The sequence below is a fragment of the Bradyrhizobium vignae genome (assembly GCF_900324035.1).
Lineage (GTDB): Bacteria > Pseudomonadota > Alphaproteobacteria > Rhizobiales > Xanthobacteraceae > Bradyrhizobium > Bradyrhizobium vignae.
Genome location: NZ_LS398110.1, coordinates 2,220,189 through 2,236,753, shown reverse-complemented (window position 1 = coordinate 2,236,753; position 16,565 = coordinate 2,220,189). Strand labels below are relative to the sequence as shown.

17 protein-coding genes are annotated in these 16,565 nt (G+C 65.2%); 9 read left to right on the top strand and 8 right to left on the bottom strand.

Translation table 11 applies throughout. The features are described from left to right. Window positions 1-18 precede the first annotated feature (18 nt). Window positions 19-1,593 (top strand): AMP-binding protein, encoded by a 1,575-nt coding sequence (locus tag BRAD3257_RS10920; RefSeq protein ID WP_122401825.1) that lies wholly within the window; start codon window positions 19-21, stop codon window positions 1,591-1,593. A gap of 32 nt (window positions 1,594-1,625) precedes the next feature. On the opposite strand, the gene BRAD3257_RS10915 is transcribed toward BRAD3257_RS10920, so the two are convergent. Beyond that, window positions 1,626-2,792, bottom strand: coding sequence for an acyl-CoA dehydrogenase family protein (locus BRAD3257_RS10915; RefSeq protein ID WP_092297474.1), 1,167 nt, complete (start codon window positions 2,790-2,792; stop codon window positions 1,626-1,628). Between the two features lie 180 nt (window positions 2,793-2,972). Here BRAD3257_RS10915 and BRAD3257_RS10910 point away from each other — a divergent pair, with 180 nt between their 5' ends. Next, window positions 2,973-3,476 (top strand): MaoC family dehydratase, encoded by a 504-nt coding sequence (locus BRAD3257_RS10910; protein WP_347338425.1) that lies wholly within the window; start codon window positions 2,973-2,975, stop codon window positions 3,474-3,476. Continuing rightward, window positions 3,476-4,327: an HpcH/HpaI aldolase/citrate lyase family protein gene (locus BRAD3257_RS10905; RefSeq protein ID WP_162500156.1), complete on the top strand. Its 852-nt coding sequence runs from the start codon at window positions 3,476-3,478 to the stop codon at window positions 4,325-4,327. The genes BRAD3257_RS10910 and BRAD3257_RS10905 overlap by 1 nt, the downstream gene beginning before the upstream one ends. Before the next feature lie 48 nt (window positions 4,328-4,375). On the opposite strand, the gene BRAD3257_RS10900 is transcribed toward BRAD3257_RS10905, so the two are convergent. Further along, window positions 4,376-4,759: a hypothetical protein gene (locus tag BRAD3257_RS10900; RefSeq protein WP_162500155.1), complete on the bottom strand. Its 384-nt coding sequence runs from the start codon at window positions 4,757-4,759 to the stop codon at window positions 4,376-4,378. Window positions 4,760-4,904: 145 nt separating this feature from the next. Then, window positions 4,905-5,702 (bottom strand): fumarylacetoacetate hydrolase family protein, encoded by a 798-nt coding sequence (locus tag BRAD3257_RS10895; RefSeq protein WP_122401822.1) that lies wholly within the window; start codon window positions 5,700-5,702, stop codon window positions 4,905-4,907. Window positions 5,703-5,898: 196 nt separating this feature from the next. Between BRAD3257_RS10895 and BRAD3257_RS10890 the strand changes: the two genes are divergently transcribed. Both BRAD3257_RS10890 and BRAD3257_RS40260 read left to right on the top strand, forming a co-directional pair. Further along, window positions 5,899-6,120: a hypothetical protein gene (locus BRAD3257_RS10890; RefSeq protein ID WP_376707291.1), complete on the top strand. Its 222-nt coding sequence runs from the start codon at window positions 5,899-5,901 to the stop codon at window positions 6,118-6,120. Then, entirely contained in the window at window positions 6,117-6,293 is a 177-nt protein-coding gene (locus tag BRAD3257_RS40260) for a hypothetical protein (RefSeq protein ID WP_164936970.1), read from the top strand. Before BRAD3257_RS10890 ends, BRAD3257_RS40260 begins: the two co-directional genes overlap by 4 nt. 79 nt (window positions 6,294-6,372) lie before the next feature. On the opposite strand, the gene BRAD3257_RS10885 is transcribed toward BRAD3257_RS40260, so the two are convergent. The 4 genes from BRAD3257_RS10885 to BRAD3257_RS10870 all read right to left on the bottom strand — a co-directional run bounded on the left by BRAD3257_RS10885 (window position 6,373) and on the right by BRAD3257_RS10870 (window position 9,102). Beyond that, window positions 6,373-7,482 (bottom strand): trypsin-like peptidase domain-containing protein, encoded by a 1,110-nt coding sequence (locus tag BRAD3257_RS10885; RefSeq protein ID WP_376707292.1) that lies wholly within the window; start codon window positions 7,480-7,482, stop codon window positions 6,373-6,375. A gap of 161 nt (window positions 7,483-7,643) precedes the next feature. Continuing rightward, complete coding sequence (locus BRAD3257_RS10880; protein ID WP_122401821.1) at window positions 7,644-7,985, bottom strand: hypothetical protein; 342 nt, start codon at window positions 7,983-7,985, stop codon at window positions 7,644-7,646. Window positions 7,986-8,074: 89 nt separating this feature from the next. Further along, window positions 8,075-8,566, bottom strand: a complete 492-nt coding sequence (locus BRAD3257_RS10875) for an Hsp20/alpha crystallin family protein (protein WP_122401820.1) — start codon at window positions 8,564-8,566, stop codon at window positions 8,075-8,077. A gap of 74 nt (window positions 8,567-8,640) precedes the next feature. Next, window positions 8,641-9,102 (bottom strand): Hsp20 family protein, encoded by a 462-nt coding sequence (locus tag BRAD3257_RS10870; RefSeq protein ID WP_122401819.1) that lies wholly within the window; start codon window positions 9,100-9,102, stop codon window positions 8,641-8,643. Between the two features lie 366 nt (window positions 9,103-9,468). Here BRAD3257_RS10870 and BRAD3257_RS10865 point away from each other — a divergent pair, with 366 nt between their 5' ends. Next, window positions 9,469-10,968, top strand: coding sequence for a glycosyl hydrolase family 79 N-terminal domain-containing protein (locus BRAD3257_RS10865; protein WP_244607926.1), 1,500 nt, complete (start codon window positions 9,469-9,471; stop codon window positions 10,966-10,968). Here the strand turns inward: BRAD3257_RS10865 and BRAD3257_RS10860 are convergent. Next, on the bottom strand, window positions 10,957-12,258 hold the full coding sequence (locus BRAD3257_RS10860) for an MFS transporter (protein ID WP_122401817.1): 1,302 nt from the start codon (window positions 12,256-12,258) through the stop codon (window positions 10,957-10,959). The genes BRAD3257_RS10865 and BRAD3257_RS10860 overlap by 12 nt on opposite strands. Window positions 12,259-12,785: 527 nt before the next feature. Here BRAD3257_RS10860 and BRAD3257_RS10855 point away from each other — a divergent pair. The 3 genes from BRAD3257_RS10855 to BRAD3257_RS10845 are packed head-to-tail and all read left to right on the top strand — an operon-like array spanning window position 12,786 to window position 16,557. Next, window positions 12,786-14,000, top strand: a complete 1,215-nt coding sequence (locus tag BRAD3257_RS10855; RefSeq protein WP_122401816.1) for an ABC transporter substrate-binding protein — start codon at window positions 12,786-12,788, stop codon at window positions 13,998-14,000. An 8-nt stretch (window positions 14,001-14,008) separates the two neighbouring features. Continuing rightward, window positions 14,009-15,742, top strand: a complete 1,734-nt coding sequence (locus BRAD3257_RS10850; RefSeq protein ID WP_122401815.1) for an FAD-dependent oxidoreductase — start codon at window positions 14,009-14,011, stop codon at window positions 15,740-15,742. A 20-nt stretch (window positions 15,743-15,762) separates the two neighbouring features. After that, window positions 15,763-16,557, top strand: coding sequence for an IclR family transcriptional regulator (locus BRAD3257_RS10845; protein WP_122401814.1), 795 nt, complete (start codon window positions 15,763-15,765; stop codon window positions 16,555-16,557). Window positions 16,558-16,565 lie beyond the last annotated feature (8 nt).

The window sequence follows — 16,565 nt, the reverse complement described above, 5'->3', positions numbered from 1 at the left end:
CGCGTTACTCCAGTCGGCATGAGCGCCGACGCTTTTTCGCTGCAATCGCTGATCCGGATCGAGACCGCCGCCGATCCTGCCTTCGTATTCGACGGCACACTCTTCTCCCGCGTGGAATTCTCGGCAAAGGTCGAGCAGACCGCCGCCTGGCTCGCCGCGCAGGGCATCGGCAAGGGCGACGTCGTCGCGGTCTGGCTGGTCAACCGGGTCGAATGGCTCGCACTGCTGTTCGCCGCCGCACGGCTCGGCGCGGTCGTCGCCGCCGTCAACACGCGCTACCGCAGCGCGGAAGTCGCGCATCTGCTCCGCGTGTCCGGTGCGAAGCTCATGGTGGTCGAGGCCGCATTCCGCTCGATCGATTTTGCCGCCATCCTCGCAGGCATCACCAAAGACGAGGTGCCGGCGCTGCAAAGGCTCGCGGTGGTTGGCGCGGATGCGATCCCGGCACACTGGCCCTGCGTGCGGTTCGATGCGTTTGAGAAACCCTATCCACCGGCTCCGCCGGCCCAGGACGACGTCGACCTGCCCGCGCTGCTCTACACGACGTCAGGCACCACCAAGGGCCCGAAGCTGGTCGCGCATTCGCAGCGGACGCTGGCCACGCACGCCGCCTCCGTCGCCCGCGCGCTCCAACTCGATCACCGGCGTCATTCGCTGCTGGCGATGCTGCCGTTCTGCGGCACGTTCGGCATGACGAGCCTGCTCGGCTTCATCGCAGCCGGCGCGACCATCCATGTGCTCGACGCCTTCGAAGCCGCGCCGGCCCTCAAGATTCTCAGCGCCTGCAGGATCACGCATTCCTTCGGCTCCGACGAGATGTTCCGGCGCATTCTCGCCCTCACCGATGCGCCGCGCCCATTTCCGTATCTCGAAGTCTGTGGCTTCGCCGCGTTCCAGCCCGGCTGGCGCGAGCTGGCAGTCGAAGCAGAGGCGCGCGGCATGAAGCTGTTCGGCCTCTACGGCTCGAGCGAGGTGCAGGCGCTGTTCTCGATCGGCCGCACCGGTGATGCCTTCGCCGACCGCATCGAGGGCGGCGGCTGGCCGATGTCGCCTGACGCGAAAGTCCGCGTACGCGATGTCGAGACCGGCGAGCTTGCACCCCAAGGCGTGTCCGGCGAGATCGAGATCAGCGCGCCGTCACGCTTCCTCGGCTACTTCAACAATCCCGCGGCAACGCATGAAGCGATCACCGCCGACGGGTTCTTCCGAACCGGGGACATCGGCCGGCTGCGCGGCGACGGCTCCTTTGTCTACGAGACGCGCGCCGGCGATGCGATGCGGCTCGGCGGCTTCCTGGTCGCGCCCGGCGAAATCGAGGACGAGCTCAAATCCTGCACCGGCGTCGCCGACGCCCAGGTCGTCGCGGTCGATCTCAGGGGTCGGGCACGCTGCGTCGCCTTCGTGATCCCGGCTGGAGATCCACCGCGACAGGAGGCGCTGACCGCTCATCTGCGCGAACGGCTCGCCGGCTACAAGGTGCCGGCCCGGATCTATGTCGTGGACGCCTTCCCCGTCACCGACAGCGCCAACGGCGTCAAGATCCAACGCGCCAGGCTTCGTTCCATGGCGATGGAACGCATCGCCGCCGAATAAGCCGGCCTGTTTGGTTGCGCCGCGAGACTCGTTCAGTAGGACTTCGCGAGCCCCAGCACCTTTTCCGCGATGAAGCTGAGTGCGAGCTGCGGGCTGACCGGCGCGATGCGCGGGATCAGCACCTCGCGCAAATAACGCTCGACGTGGAATTCCTTGGCGTAGCCGAAGCCGCCATGGGTCATCACCGCCTGCTCGCAAGCCGAGAAGCCCGCCTCGCCCGCCAGATACTTCGCCGCATTGGCCGCAGCGCCGCACGGCATGCCCTTGTCGTATTGCCAAGCCGCCGACATCACCATCAGCCAGGCCGCTTCGAGCTCGACCCAGTTCACCGCGAGCGGATGCTGGATGCCCTGGTTCTTGCCGATCGGGCGGTTGAACACGGTGCGCGTCTTGGCGTACTCCGTCGCGCGCGACAGCGCGAGCTTACCGAGACCCACGGCTTCGGCCGCAATCAGGATGCGCTCGGGGTTCATCCCTTCGAGAATGTACTGGAAGCCTTTGCCTTCCTCGCCGATCCGATCCTCCATCGGGATTTCAAAGTCCTCGAAGAACAGCTCGTTGGAATCGACGATCTTGCGGCCCATCTTCTCGATTTCGTGGACCTTGATCCTGTTGCGGTCGAAATCGGTATAGAACAGGCTGAGGCCGTGGGTGGGCGAGCGCACCTCCTCCAGCGGGGTGGTGCGCGCCAGCAGCAGGATCTTGTGCGCGACCTGTGCGGTCGAGATCCACACTTTCTGGCCGTTGACGATGTAGCGGTCGTTCTTGGCGACCGCGCGGGTCTTGAGCTGCGTGGTGTTGAGTCCCGTGTTGGGCTCGGTGACGGCGAAGCACGCCTTCTCGCGGCCTTCGACCATCGGCGGCAGCATGCGCCTGCGCTGCTCCTCGGTGCCGAACACGACCACCGGATTGAGCCCGAATACGTTGATATGCACGGCCGAGGCACCGGACATGCCGGCGCCGGACTCCGCGATGGTACGCATCATGATCGCGGCTTCCGTGATGCCGAGCCCGGAGCCGCCGTATTCCTCCGGCACGCAGATGCCGAGCCAGCCGGCGTCCGCCAGCGCCTTGTGGAAGTCGTGCGGGAAGCCGCCGTCGTGATCCTTCTTCAGCCAGTAGGCATCGGGAAAGCCCTCGCAGATCTTGGCGATCGCGTCGCGAATGGCTTCCTGCTGATCGGTGAGCGCGAAATCCATGTTCTTGATCTCCTCCTTGGGAGCCGCGACCCCGCCATCTCCCTTGCCTTCGCGTTCCCCACACCAAGGCCACGACCGATTGCTGTGCCTCGGTCGCGCCTTTGCTCGCGTTCTTAGCTCGAAAAACTGGGCACAGATACGTGAATTTATCCGTAGACTGTGTGTACCATGCATAGGGTCATGCGGCGCGACGGTGCGAGCGCGCCGTTATTTCGCAGGGAGGAAACCGCGATGGCCGGACTTTATTTCGAAGACTTTTCCGTAGGCCAGGAGTTCAGGCACCCGCTGACCCGGACCGTTACGGAGATGGACAACACCATGTTCAGTCTGCTGACGCTCAATCCGCAACCGCTGCACATCGACGCCCATTTCGCCGAGAAGACCGAGTTCGGCCAGCGCATTTTCAACAGCCTTTACACCCTCGGCATCATGATCGGCATGACGGTCTATGATACGACCCTCGGGACCACCGTCGCCAATCTCGGCATGACCGACGTCACCTTTCCAAAGCCGGTCTTCCATGGCGACACCTTGCGGGCGACGACGAAGGTGCTCTCGGTGCGAGAATCCAAATCGCGGCCCACGGCCGGGATCGTCGAGTTCGAGCACCACGCCCTGAACCAGAACGACGAGATCGTCGGAAAATGCCGCCGCATGGCGATGATGCACAAGAGGCCGGTCTGATGCGTTCGATGCTGTTCGTGCCGGGCGATTCCCCGCGCAAGTTCGAGAAGGCGAGCGAAGGCAAGGCCGACGCGTTGATCATCGATCTCGAGGACTCCGTCGTCACAGAGAAAAAGGCGGAGGCGCGCGAGTTGACAGTTGCGATGCTGAAGAGCCGTCCCGGCCCACACCAGCTCTACGTCCGCGTCAATGCGCTGGATACCGGCATGACGCTGGCCGACCTCGCGGCGGTGATGCCGGGCAGGCCCGACGGCATCGTGCTGCCGAAATCGCAAGGCGGCGACGACGTGCGGCAGGTCGCGACCTGGCTCGAAGCGCTCGAGGCGGCAGCCGGCATCGAGGTCGGCGCGACCCGCATCGTTTGCGTGGCGACGGAAACGGCCAGTTCGATCTTCGGGCTCGGCAGCTACAAGGGCTGCTCCCCTCGCCTTGCCGGGCTGATGTGGGGCGCTGAGGATCTCTCCGCCTCGCTTGGTGCCACCGAGAAAGCGAGCGGCGGCGTGTTCCACAGCCCCTATCGCCTCGCGCGCGATCTATGCCTGATGGCCGCGGCCGCGGCCGAGGTCGCGGCCATCGACACGGTCTACACCGATATCGACAACCTCACTGGCCTCGAGCAGGAAACGCGCGCCGCGCGGCGCGATGGTTTTTCGGCAAAGGCGCTGATTCACCCTAAGCATGTCGACATCGTCAACGTGGCCTTCGAGCCGACGGACGCCGAACGCACATGGGCGGAGAAGGTCATCGCGGCGTTCGCGAGCAATCCCGATTCCGGCACGCTGCGGCTCGACGGCCAGATGATCGACAAGCCGCACCTTCGCGCCGCCAAGAAGATCCTCGGCCAGTCCTAGATCGGGACGAAGCCTCGCCAGACAGGCGAGGGCTTGAAGCTGCCGGCCTCAATCGAATCCCTGAACGGGCGGCGTCGAGGTCTGCGCCGGGACGGCAGGTGCGGCTTGAACCGGCGGGGCCGGATTGCCGGCAGCGCGCATCTGGCCGTTGGCTGCCATCGCCTCGCGCGTGCGCGACGGACCCCCGGTCGCGGCGGCGCGGCGCGGCGGCTGCCGGTGCCTTGCCGAGTGCGAACCTCTCGTGCCCCAGGAGCGGGCGATCGAAGGTCCGGCCGTGTAGCCGATCAAGGCTCCGGCGACCGCACCGACGGGGCCCAGCACGACCGCGCCCGATACCGCGCCCAGCGCCGCATCGCCCGCACGCTCCTGCGCAACCGCGCTCGCGGGCACGCAGGCCAGCATCGCGATAGCAGTGATCAGAGCTTTGTTCATCGGAGCGCCTCCCTCACGGGAATTCACTCGTTCTCAAATATGGCCGCACGAGGTTCACTTGCCGGCCAAAAAAGGCAATCGACCCGCGGAACTCGGCGATTCCTGAGCCTTCCGCCGCCAACTGGTGGTTGCGGCGGCATGGCAACTACACGATCTTGATCGACATGTCAGGCAGGCCCTCGAGCTTGCAGAGCAGCACGTCGCCCTTCACGACGGGGCCGACATTCTCGGGCGTGCCGGAATAGATGATGTCGCCGGCCTTCAGCTCGAACGCTTCCGACAGCTTCGCGATCTGCTCGGCCACGCTCCAGATCATCTTGCTGAGATCCGAGTTCTGCCGCACCGTACCATTGACGGCCAGCGAGATCGCGCCCTTCTCGAAATGACCGGTCTTGCTCGCCGGGTGAATCGGGCCAAGCACCGCGGCGTGGTCAAAGCTCTTGCCGATTTCCCAAGGCTTCTTCTCCGCGGCCATGCCGTTCTGGAGATCGCGCCGGGTCATGTCGAGGCCCAGGGCATAACCATAGACGTGGTCGAGCGCCTTATCGACCGGGATATTGGTGCCGCCGGACTTCAGCGCGGCGACCAGCTCGACCTCGTGATGATAATTCTTGGTCAGCGACGGATAGGGATGTTCGGCGACCTCACCGATCGCGACGTTCTGGATCGCGTCCGTCGGCTTCTGGAAGAAGAACGGCGGCTCGCGGTTCGGATCCGAGCCGCGCTCGATCGCATGTGCCGCATAGTTGCGCCCGATGCAGTAGATGCGGCGGACCTGAAACACCTGGCTCTCGCCGACGATCGGGATCGTGACCATCGGCACCGGGAAGATCGGCTTCGGTCCGGCCTGCGCCGCGGCCGGTGCGATCTCGGCCAGCGAAGCTGCGGTGGCCGCCGCCGCGGTTGCAATCAGGTCGCGTCGCGTCGGTGAGATCCTTCTCATGTCAGGTGCTTCCTTCCTTGTCCTTGGGCAGCGTCAAGCGCTCCGATCCGGCTGATAGTCGATCTTCAGCCTGCCAGCAACAAGGACTGGCACGGGCTTCGAGCATCTTGACACCGTTCACCCGCCGCATATTTTTTCGCCGAGAAGTTTCTCACCCTCGAAATCAAAGGACTTAACGCGACCGTCTGGAGAGACGATGATGCTCGATGAGAATCTGGCCCGCATTCGTGCGCACCGCAACAACATCCACCGCTACCGGCGCCTGCTGAAGACCAGGCTGTCGGAGCTGGAGCGCCATTTCATCGAGAGGCGCCTCGCAGAAGAGCAATCGGCGCTCGATGCCCTGACCGCAGCGATCTTTCCTGTCAGCTTCCGCGCCCCGGGAGCGCCGGCCAATGCGACGGGGATGGCGCAATGAACAGTCAGCGAGACCTGCTCATTCGAGGCAGCGAGAAGGTCATTGGCCATTACGAGCTGCTTCTTGCCAGCGCGAAGAGCGAGCATGAGCGCGAGCTCTATCGCCAGCGCATCGAACGCGAGCGGCGGCTTATCCGGGACCTGCAAGACGGGCTGGATCACCGCGCGGCCTGAGCTGGGAGATCATACGCCTGCGACCATTGCAGGGGAAAGCAAACCGCGCTTCCGTTCGCGGATTGCCGCTGCATCCGGTTCAGCGAACGAGGCGGTTGGGGCCCGCGAGCGCACTGCTCGGTTCGGCCGCTGGCGCCACCCTCACCGTGGCGGTGAGCGGCGTACCGTCGCGCAGCAGAGTGAGCTTCACATCCTCGCCGACGCGCGCAAGGCCGATCGTGTTGCGGAGCTGGGCGGCGGTGCGTATCGGGCGGTCGTCGGCGCCGGTGACGATATCTCCCTTGCGCAAGCCGGCCCTCTCTGCCGGCGAATCCGCGGCGATCTCGGCGACTACGGCGCCTTGATTCAGTCCCTTGTTGACTGACGGATGCAGGTCCTTCAGCGAAACGCCGATGCGGCCGCGCTCGACGCGCCCCTTGGCGATGATCTGCTCCATCACCTTGCGCGCCATGTTGACCGGAATGGCAAAGCCGATGCCGACATTGCCGCCCGCGGGTGAGATGATCGCCGAGTTGATGCCGACGAGTTCGCCGCGCAAGCTGACCAGCGCTCCGCCGGAATTGCCGGGATTGATAGCTGCATCGGTCTGGATGAAATCCTCATAGCCCTGCTTGCCGAGGCCGGTGCGCCCCAGCGCGCTGACGAGCCCCGATGTCACGGTCTGGCCGAGGCCGAAGGGATTGCCGATCGCAAGGACGAAATCACCGACCTCGAGCCCGTCGCTATCCCCGAAGGGAAGCGCCTTGAGCCCGGCCGGACTCTGGACCTGGAGCACCGCGACATCCGTGGGCGGATCACGGCCGATGACCTTGGCGGAAAACTGCCGGCCGTCCTTGGTCGTGATCTGAACCGCGGAGGTGCCTTCGACCACGTGATTGTTGGTCAGCACATAGCCGCGCTGGGCATCGACGATCACGCCGGAGCCGGTCGCATTGACCTCCTTCTCGATTTGCCGGGGAACGTCGAAGAACTCGCGGAAGAGCGGATCGCGATAGAGCGGGTTGTCCTCGCGCACGCGCCCGTGCACGGAAATGTTGACCACGGCGGGCGTGACCTGACGCACCAGCGGCGCCAGGGTCGGCACCGAGCCGCCGGTCTTCATATCCGGAATCTGGCCGGCGGCAGGCCGCGACGCTGTGAGCGTCAGCACCAGCAAGGCCAGGAAAAGCAGACGCACAGCATTCATCATCTTCACCTGCCGCTTGGTATTGTGTGGATATTCGAGACCTTGGTGGCTTCAGCCTTCGTCGCGTGGTGCGACGATCCAGCCCTGCAGAGCCAGAAGCGGAACGACCCAGGCTGCCGAGGATTGGCCGAGCAGCACGAGTCCGAGAACGGCGGGCGTAAACATCATGCGGCCTGCCTCTCCGCGGCGGCCCATGGCCGCCGCAGCCGCATCGGCACGCCGCCGCCGCGCGGTGGGTCGTCGTTGTCGTTGTCACCGTCACCGTCGAGCTTGCGCAGGGCGGCCAGAATGTCGGCGAGCCGGACCGTGTGGCTCATGCCGGGAATCTCGCGCAAGGCCGGACAGGATTCAACCGCGTACATGTCGGATGCCCAGGACGACAGGATGATGCGCTTCTCAGGCGTGGAGAGCTCCTCGGCATTCAGGACTTCGGCAGGCGAGTTGTAATGGGCCGCAGGGTGAAACAGCGGATTGAGAGTGCCGATATTGGTATTCACGTTGGTCATTGGCGGTGCCTCCCTCAAACTCCTTTCCATAGGGGACGGGGTTGTTGACTGCGGGACGGCGGGGCCAATCGCCGCCGCCCCGCTTGACACTAATGCGTATTGATCGCGATGCGCTTGACGCCTTCGCGCGCCTTCTCCGATTTCGGCAGCGACACGGTCAGGACGCCGTCCTTGAACGACGCCTCGGCCTTGTCCTCCTCGACGCCCTCCAGCGGGATCTGCCGCTCGAAGGCGCCGTAATAGCGCTCGGTGAAGTACCTGCCTTCGCCGTTGCGCTCCGCCTTCCTCTCGCCGCGGACTGTCAGGACGCCATTGGCGATCTCGACCTGGACGTCCTTCTCAGTCAGGCCGGGAAGCTCGGCCGAGATCGTCATCGTCTTGTCGGTCTCGCTGAGCTCGAGCTTCGGCCAGCCGAAGCGACCTTCCATCAGCGGCGACAGGCCGGTCCCGCCGAAGCCACGGAAGACGTCGTCGAACAGACGGTTCATCTCGCGGTGAAGCGTCAGGAACGGATCGAAATTGTCGCGCGCCGGCGCGAGCTCCTGGTTTCTCGACCAGGGAATGAGATCACGAAAAGCCATGGTTCTCTCCTTCATGCATCGGGAGCGCGGCCCGCGCATCCGCGCGCCGCGTCCGCCGTGGACCGATCGAGCGCTCAGGCTGCTTTCTTCTGCTCGATCTGCGATGCCGCAGGAGCGCCGCCCGCGATCGGAATCCGGCGCGGCTTCATCGCTTCCGGTACCTCGCGGACGAGGTCGATGATCAGGAGCCCGTCCTGGAACGAGGCCTGCTTGACCTGGACGTAATCGGCGAGATTGAACACACGCCGGAACGGACGCGCGGCGATGCCCTGGTACAGGTATTCGCGCGCAGCGGTCTCGGGCTTCTTGCCCTCGATGGTGAGCGCGTTCTGCTCGGCCGTCACGGTGATATCGCTGGCGCCGAAGCCTGCCACCGCAAGGCTGATCCGGTAGTGGTCTTCGCCGGAGCGCTCGATGTTGTAGGGGGGATAGTTGTCCTCGGTCGCCTGGCGCAGCGTGCTGTCGACGAGGTCGGCCAGGTGATCGAAGCCGATGGTGGAGCGCCACAGGGGCGCGAAGTCGAAACTGGTCCTCATAACCAAGTCCTCCAAAGAGCAAGATGGATACGAAGGAGCGCAAGGCGGGGATTCAGACGGGTCCGAAAAGACCAGCCCGGCGCCCGTGCCGGACCCGATTTTGGCATCCGGCACACCGCTCTCGCGGCGAAAAACGACTTAGAAAACCGGACATCGGTTTCAAGAGGGGGCCGGAAGATTTTTTTGTGCCCACCCTGGTCAATGGCGCCGGGGGGCCATCCCTTTCCGCCGCGGCGGCCGGCTCCCGAGGCGCCGGCGGCGGGCGCTCGGCGTCGATGATGCAGTAAAATTCAGATAAGTAAAATACAGGTAAATTGTCGATCTGGATAAAGGCCAGGGTTGCCTCTCATGCATCTGGACCGGCGCATGACGACGATCGCGCTGCTCGCGACCGTAACGATGTGCGCGGCGCACGCCGGCGCCGTTGCCATCTCGCCCTCCAATCTGAATGCGATCGGAACGATCGACGAGCGCTTTCAATCCTACAACATCGAGATGGTGGAGGTGACCGGCGGACGGTTCTGGCGGCCTTATCCGCCGATGGGACGTGCTTTCGATGGGCGGGATCGTTACAGCGGGCGACCGCCGATCGATCTCGCCAATGCGCGACTGCGCCTGCTCGCCGCGGCGTTGTCGCCGGCTTATCTGCGCGTGAGCGGCACTTGGGCCAATGCAACGTTCTTTGCCGAGGCGCCGGGAAAGCCGCCGCCGGGATATGGCTCGGTGCTCAGCCGCGCGCAGTGGCGCGGCGTCGTGGAGTTCGCGCGCGCTGTCGATGCGGAGATCGTCACGTCCTTTGCGATCAGTCCCGGCAGCCGCGATGCCAATGGCGTATGGAAGCCGGACCAGGCGCAGCAGCTGATCGACACCACGCGCGCACAGGGTGGCCGCATCGCCGCGGCCGAATTCATGAACGAGCCGACGCTCGCAGCGAGGGGCGGCGCACCGGCGGGCTATGACGCGACTGCCTATGGCCGCGACTTCAAGATCTTCCGCGACTGGATGCGGCGCGCCGCGCCTGAGACGCTGATCCTCGGTCCCGGCTCGGTCGGCGATGCACCGTCGCCATCCGGGTCGGGCATCACCACACGCGACCTGCTTGCCGCATCCGGTTCCGGCGTCGATCGTTTCTCCTATCACCATTACAACACGATCTCGCCGCGCTGCGGCAGGCATGATGATCCGGCGCAGGCCCTCTCGGAGGACTGGCTGGCGCGCACGGATGCGACGCTCGGCACTTATCAGGCCCTGCGCGACGCATTCGAGCCGGGCAAGCCGATCTGGCTGACCGAGACGGCCGATGCGGCCTGCGGCGGCAACCGATGGGATCGGACCTTTCTCGACACCTTCCGCTATGTCGACCAGCTCGGACGCCTGGCGAGGGCCGGCGTCCAGGTGGTGATGCACAACACGCTGGCCGCCAGCGATTACGGCCTGCTCGACGAAACGACGTTCCGGCCGCGGCCGAGCTACTGGGCCGCGCTGCTCTGGCGCCGGCTGATGGGAACGATTGTGCTCGACGCAGGAAAGGCTGCTCCGCGCGGTCTCCATCTCTATGCGCAGTGCCACCCGGCCGTGGCAGGTGCGGTGTCGCTGCTCGCAATCAACACCTCGCGTCGCATGTCACACGCGCTGACGCTTTCGGATTCCGCCGAACGGTACACGCTGCATGCGGCGCGGTTGCAGGGCACGGCTGTGCAGTTGAACGGCAAGAGGCTCGCGCTGACGACGGATGGCCAGCTGCCCCGGCTCGATGCACGCGCAACGCCGCCGGGAGCAGTCAAGTTTGCGCCGGCGACCATCACCTTCCTGGTGTTTCCGAACGCTGCAAATCCCGCTTGCTCGTCCGGGCGCTCAGGATCTTAGCGAATCCCGCGCCGTCTCCGGCGCCATCAGCGTCGCGACGATCGTGACGATCGACAGCGCGACGATGTAGACCGATACCGCCCAGTACGAGCCGGCCCATGCCAACAGCGCAGCCGCGATCAGCGGCGAGAAGCCGCCGCTCAGCGCCGCCGCGACGTTGGCGCCGAGCGAGGCCCCGCTGTAGCGCACCTGGGTGCGGAACAGCTCCGGCATGAACGCGGCCTTCGGCCCGAACAGCAGCGCATGGGTGAGAGTCATCGTGACGACGAGCGCGAGCGTGATCAGCGCCGGCTCCTTGCTGTCGAGGAACCAGAACAGCGGAAAGGCCAGCGCGACCGAGAAGACGCCGCCGGCGAGATACAGCGCCTTGCGTCCGAAGATGTCGGACAGCCAACCCGCGAGCGGCAAGGTCGCGAACTCGACGATCGCGGCATAGACCACGGCATCCAGGATCACCTGCCGTGGCAGACCGAGCTTCGTCGTCGCGTAGACCACCGTGAACACGGTGAGGAGATAAGCGAGCCCGACCTCCGACACCGTGATGCCGATGGCGAGCAGAAAGCTGCGCCAGTCGCGGCGCAGCACCTCGAGGGCCGGCTGCGCCAGCACCTCCTTGCGTTCGACGATCTCCTTGAAGTGAGGCGTCTCCGCGAGCTTGAGCCGCACGATGAAGCCGACGCCGACCAAGAGGATGCTGACCAGGAACGGCACGCGCCAGCCCCAGCCGAGGAAGTCCGCCTCGGGCAGCTTCGTCATCAAGGCGAAGATGCCGGTGGAGGCAGCGACGCCGACGGGAAAGCCGACCTGCACCAGGCTGCCGTAGAAGCCGCGGCGATTGCCGGCGTGCTCGATCACCATCACGACCGCTCCGCTCCACTCGCCCCCGAGCCCGATGCCCTGAACGAAACGAAGGATCACGAGCAGGATCGGCGCCCAGACCCCGATCTGACCGTAGGTCGGCAGGCAGCCGATCAGGAAGGTGCCGAGTCCCATCGCGATCATGGTCGCAACCAGCATGGTCTTGCGGCCGAGCCGGTCGCCGTAATGCCCGATGATCGCGCCGCCGATCGGCCGCGCGACGAAGCCGACCGCGTAGGTCGAGAACGCCGCCAGCGTGCCGACGAAGGGATCGAAGCTCGGGAAGAAGAGCTTGTTGAAGACCAGCGCGGCCGCCGTGCCGTAGATCAGGAAATCGTACCATTCGATGGCGGTGCCGAGCGCGCTCGCCCAGACCACATGCGCCGTCGTCGATCTCTCCGCCGCCGCGGAGACCCCCGTTGCCGTCGTCATGGCCTGCCCCAAAAGGTTCCACACGGCATAATGGCCAATCGTAGGTAGGGTTGCAACCTGCCCGCGCATTTGACTGCTCTCGCCCAGACGCTGCGCAGCACTGAAGGCGCGATGACGCGCGTCTTCGACGCACTATGGTGATGCGCTGTAGAGCCGGGGCCTGCGCTTCCTCAAGCAGCCCCGCGCGGCATGGGTCCGGGCTCTGCGCAGCAGCGCAAGAGCGCCGCGGCGCGTCCGGGACACGAGAGCGTTCGGAGCAACTGCTCGTCCAGCCGTCATTGCAAGGAGCCCTTGCGACGAAGCAATCCAGAATCCCTCAACGGAAAGACTCTGGATTTGCTTCGCTGCGCTCGCAATGACGGTGGTGAGGCAAGTGTGCATCCCCTGCCTCACGATCGTCGTCGTGGCGTTCGCCAGTGCGGAACTGCCACTTTTTATTCGTCATTGACAAATTCATTCGCCTATATCTAATTAACCCCCAGAACGACCAGCCGCGCCAAGCGGCCCAAAAGAGCGAGGAAACGACGATGAGAGGGTTTTTGGCCTGTGCTGTGCTCGCGGCCATGACTTCGACTGCCATGACCAATGTTGCGATCGCGCAAGTCTCCGACGACGCGGTGCGGATCGGCGTGCTGACGGATCTGTCGAGCTGGGGCCGCGACAATAGCGGGCCGGGCTCGGTCGAGGCGGCCAAGATGGCCGTGGAGGAATTCGGGCCAACCGTGCTCGGCAAGCCGATCGAGATCATCAGTGCCGACCATCAGATGAAGACCGACGTCGGCGTCCAGATCGTGCGCGGCTGGTTCGACAACGGCAAGGTCGACGCCGTCGTCGACATCCCTAATTCCGGCATCGCCATCGCCGTGCACAACATGGTGCGCGAGCGCAATAAGATCGCCCTGCTCTCCGGTCCCGGCGCGAGCTCGCTGACAGACGAGCTGTGCAGTCCCAACACAGTGCATTTCACCTACGACACCTATGCGCTGTCGAAGGTGACGGCTTCGGCCGTCATCAAGGAAGGCGGCAAGTCCTGGTACTTCATCACGGCAGACTATGCCTTCGGCCAGCAGCTCGAGAAGGATGCCACGCGCTTCATCAACGAGATGGGCGGCAAAGTGCTCGGTGGCGTCAAGCACCCGACCAACACGGCGGACTTCTCCTCCTTCGCGCTGCAGGCGCAGAGCTCGAAATCCGACGTGGTCGCTTTCGCCAATGCCGGCCAGGACACCGACAACGCCATCAAGCAGTCCGGCGAGTTCGGCCTGGTCCAGGGCGGCCAGAAGCTCGTCGGCCTCTTGATGTTCGACACCGACGTGCACGCGATCGGGCTGAAGGCCGCGCAGGGCACCTACATGACCACGGCATCGTATTGGAACATGGACGAGGCCACCCGCGCCTGGTCGAAGAAGTTCTACGAGCGCACCAAGGTGATGCCGACCATGATCCAGACCGGAGTCTACGGCTCCGTGCTGCATTACCTGAAAGGCATCAAGGCCGCAGGCACCGATGATCCGGCCAAGGTGATGGCCAAGATGCGCGAACTGCCGATCGAGGATATCTTCGTTCACGGCGGCAAATTGCGCGAGGACGGCCGCGTCATCCGCGACATGTATCTCGCCAAGGTAAAGAAGCCCGAGCAGTCCAAGGAGCCGTGGGATTATCTGGATATCGTCAAGACCGTGAAGGGCGAAGACGCCTTCCGCCCGGTCTCCGAATCCAAATGTCCGCTCCTGAAGAAGTGAGGTGAGCGATGACCGGCAACGAGCATAGCGCCATTGAGACTTACGAGTGCGACGTGCTCGTGGCCGGATCGGGTTGCTCCGGCATGTCGGCCGCGATCACCGCGCGCTATCGCGGGCTCGATGTGCTGATCGTCGAGAAGGAGCCGCGCTTCGGCGGCACCACCGCGCGTTCCGGCGGCTGGCTCTGGATTCCCGGCACCTCGCTGGCGAGGGCCTATGGCATCGAGGAGACGCCGGAGCAGGCCCGCACATACTTACGCCACGAGGCCGGCAACAATTACGATGCGGCACGCGTCGATGCATTTTTATCGGCCGGCCCCGAGGCGGTCGAGTTCTTCACCACCAAGACGGCGCTGCGTTTCGACATGCCGCTGGTGTTTCCCGATTATCACGCCGAAGCGCCCGGCGGCGCGCAGGGCGGCCGCTCCATGGTGACGCGTCCATTCGACGGCCGCGAGCTCGGCGACCTCATCAAGACCCTCGGCACGCCGCTGCCCGAGCTCACCGTGTTCGGCATGATGCTGGGCTCCGGCAAGGAGATCATCCACTTCATGCGCGTGACGAAGTCGCTGACCTCGGCCGTTTATGTCGCCAAGCGGCTGTCGCGGCATTTCATGGACGTGCTGCGCCACGGCCGCGGCATGACGCTGACCAATGGCAATGCGCTCGCAGGCCGCCTCGCGAAATCCGCGCTCGATCTGAAGATTCCGATGTGGCTGTCCTCACCGGTGCGCGAGCTGACGGTCGAGAACGGCGCCGTGACTGGCGCGATCGTTTCGCGCGAGGGACGCGAGGTGCGCGTTCGTGCAAGGCAAGGCGTCGTGCTCGCCTGCGGCGGTTTCCCGCACGACGTGGCACGCCGCAGAAAAATGTTTCCGCACGCGCCGACCGGCAATGAGCACTATTCGCCCGGGCCCGCGGGCAATACCGGCGATGGCCTGCGCCTTGCGGAAAGCGCCGGTGGGCGCATCGAGGATCGCCTGCCGAACGCGGCAGCCTGGGTGCCGGTCTCGCTGACTACGCGCAAGGATGGCTCGAAGGGCGTGATGCCGCATTTCATCGACCGCGCCAAGCCCGGCGTGATCGCGGTGATGCGCGACGGCAAGCGTTTTGCCAATGAAGGCAATTCCTATCACGACTTCGTCCAGGCCATGGTCAAGGCGGCCAAACCCGGCGAGGAGATCGCCGCCTTCCTGGTCTGCGACCACAAGACGCTGCGGAAGTATGGCCTCGGCTGCGTGCCGCCTTTCCCGATGCCGCTGGGTCATCATTTGAATACCGGCTACCTCATGCGCGCCGACACGCTGGAGGCGCTCGCGGCGAAAGCCGGCATCGATGCGAAGGCGTTCGCCGAAACCGTCAGGCAGTTCAATGCGACGGCGCCGCTGGGACACGACACCGCCTTCGGCAAGGGTTCGAAAGCCTATAACCGTTACCAGGGCGACGCGCTGCACGGGCCCAACCCTTGCGTCGCGCCGATCGAGAACGGCCCGTTCTACGCCATCAAGATGGTGATCGGCGATCTCGGCACCTATGCCGGCATCGTCACCGACGAGAACGCGCGGGCGTTGGATGCCGAAGGCCGCGTCATTCCCGGCCTCTATGCCGCCGGCAACGACATGGCAAGCATCATGGGCGGCAATTATCCCGGGGCCGGCATCACCCTTGGGCCGGCGCTGACCTTCGGCTACATTGCCGGCCGTCATCTTGCCGACAGCGCCGCCAAGCGCAACGCGGCGTGAGCGAAAACGCCGGGAGGCACATGAACAGAGAGAGCCGCGGCATCCAGTCGATCGAGGTCGGCGGAGAATTGCTTCGCGCGCTCGCAAGAAGCGGCGAGCCGATGATGCTGCGCGATCTCGCGCGCGAGGCCGGCATGACGCCGGCCAAGGCGCATCCCTATCTCGCCAGTTTTTCGCGTATCGGCCTGATCGAGCAGGACGAGACCACCGGCCGCTACGAGATCGGCGCGCTGGCGCTGGAGCTCGGCCTGATCAGCCTGCGCCGGCTCTCCGGCGTCCGCATCGCACGTCCCAAGATCGCGGGCCTCGCGAGCCAGATCGGCCACGCAGTCTCGCTCGCGGTCTGGGGCACGCACGGCCCGACCGTGGTTCAGCTCGAGGAGCCGGCCCAGCCGGTGCACATCGTGATGCGCGTCGGCTCCGTGATGGCGCTGCTGGAGACTGCGACCGGCCGCGCCTTCGCGGCGTTCCTGCCGGAGAAGACGATCAATGCCGCGCTCGAAAGCGGTCTCGACCGTCACGGCGTCGGCTACAATCCAAAGCGCGCCGTGAAAGGCGCGAAGGTTGCCGAGATGCTCGCTGAGGTCCGCACGCACGGGCTCGCCCGCGCGCTCGGCGATCCCCTGCCCGGCGTCAACGCATTCTCGGCGCCGGTGTTCGACCATTCCGGCCACGTCGCGCTGGTCATCACCGCGATGGGGCCGGAAGGAACGTTCGACGCGCGCTGGGACAGCCCGATCGCAAATGCGCTGCGCGATTGCGCCGGCGGCATCTCGAAGCGGCTCGGCCACGGCATGACGGTCGCGGCGGAGTGAGAGGCAGT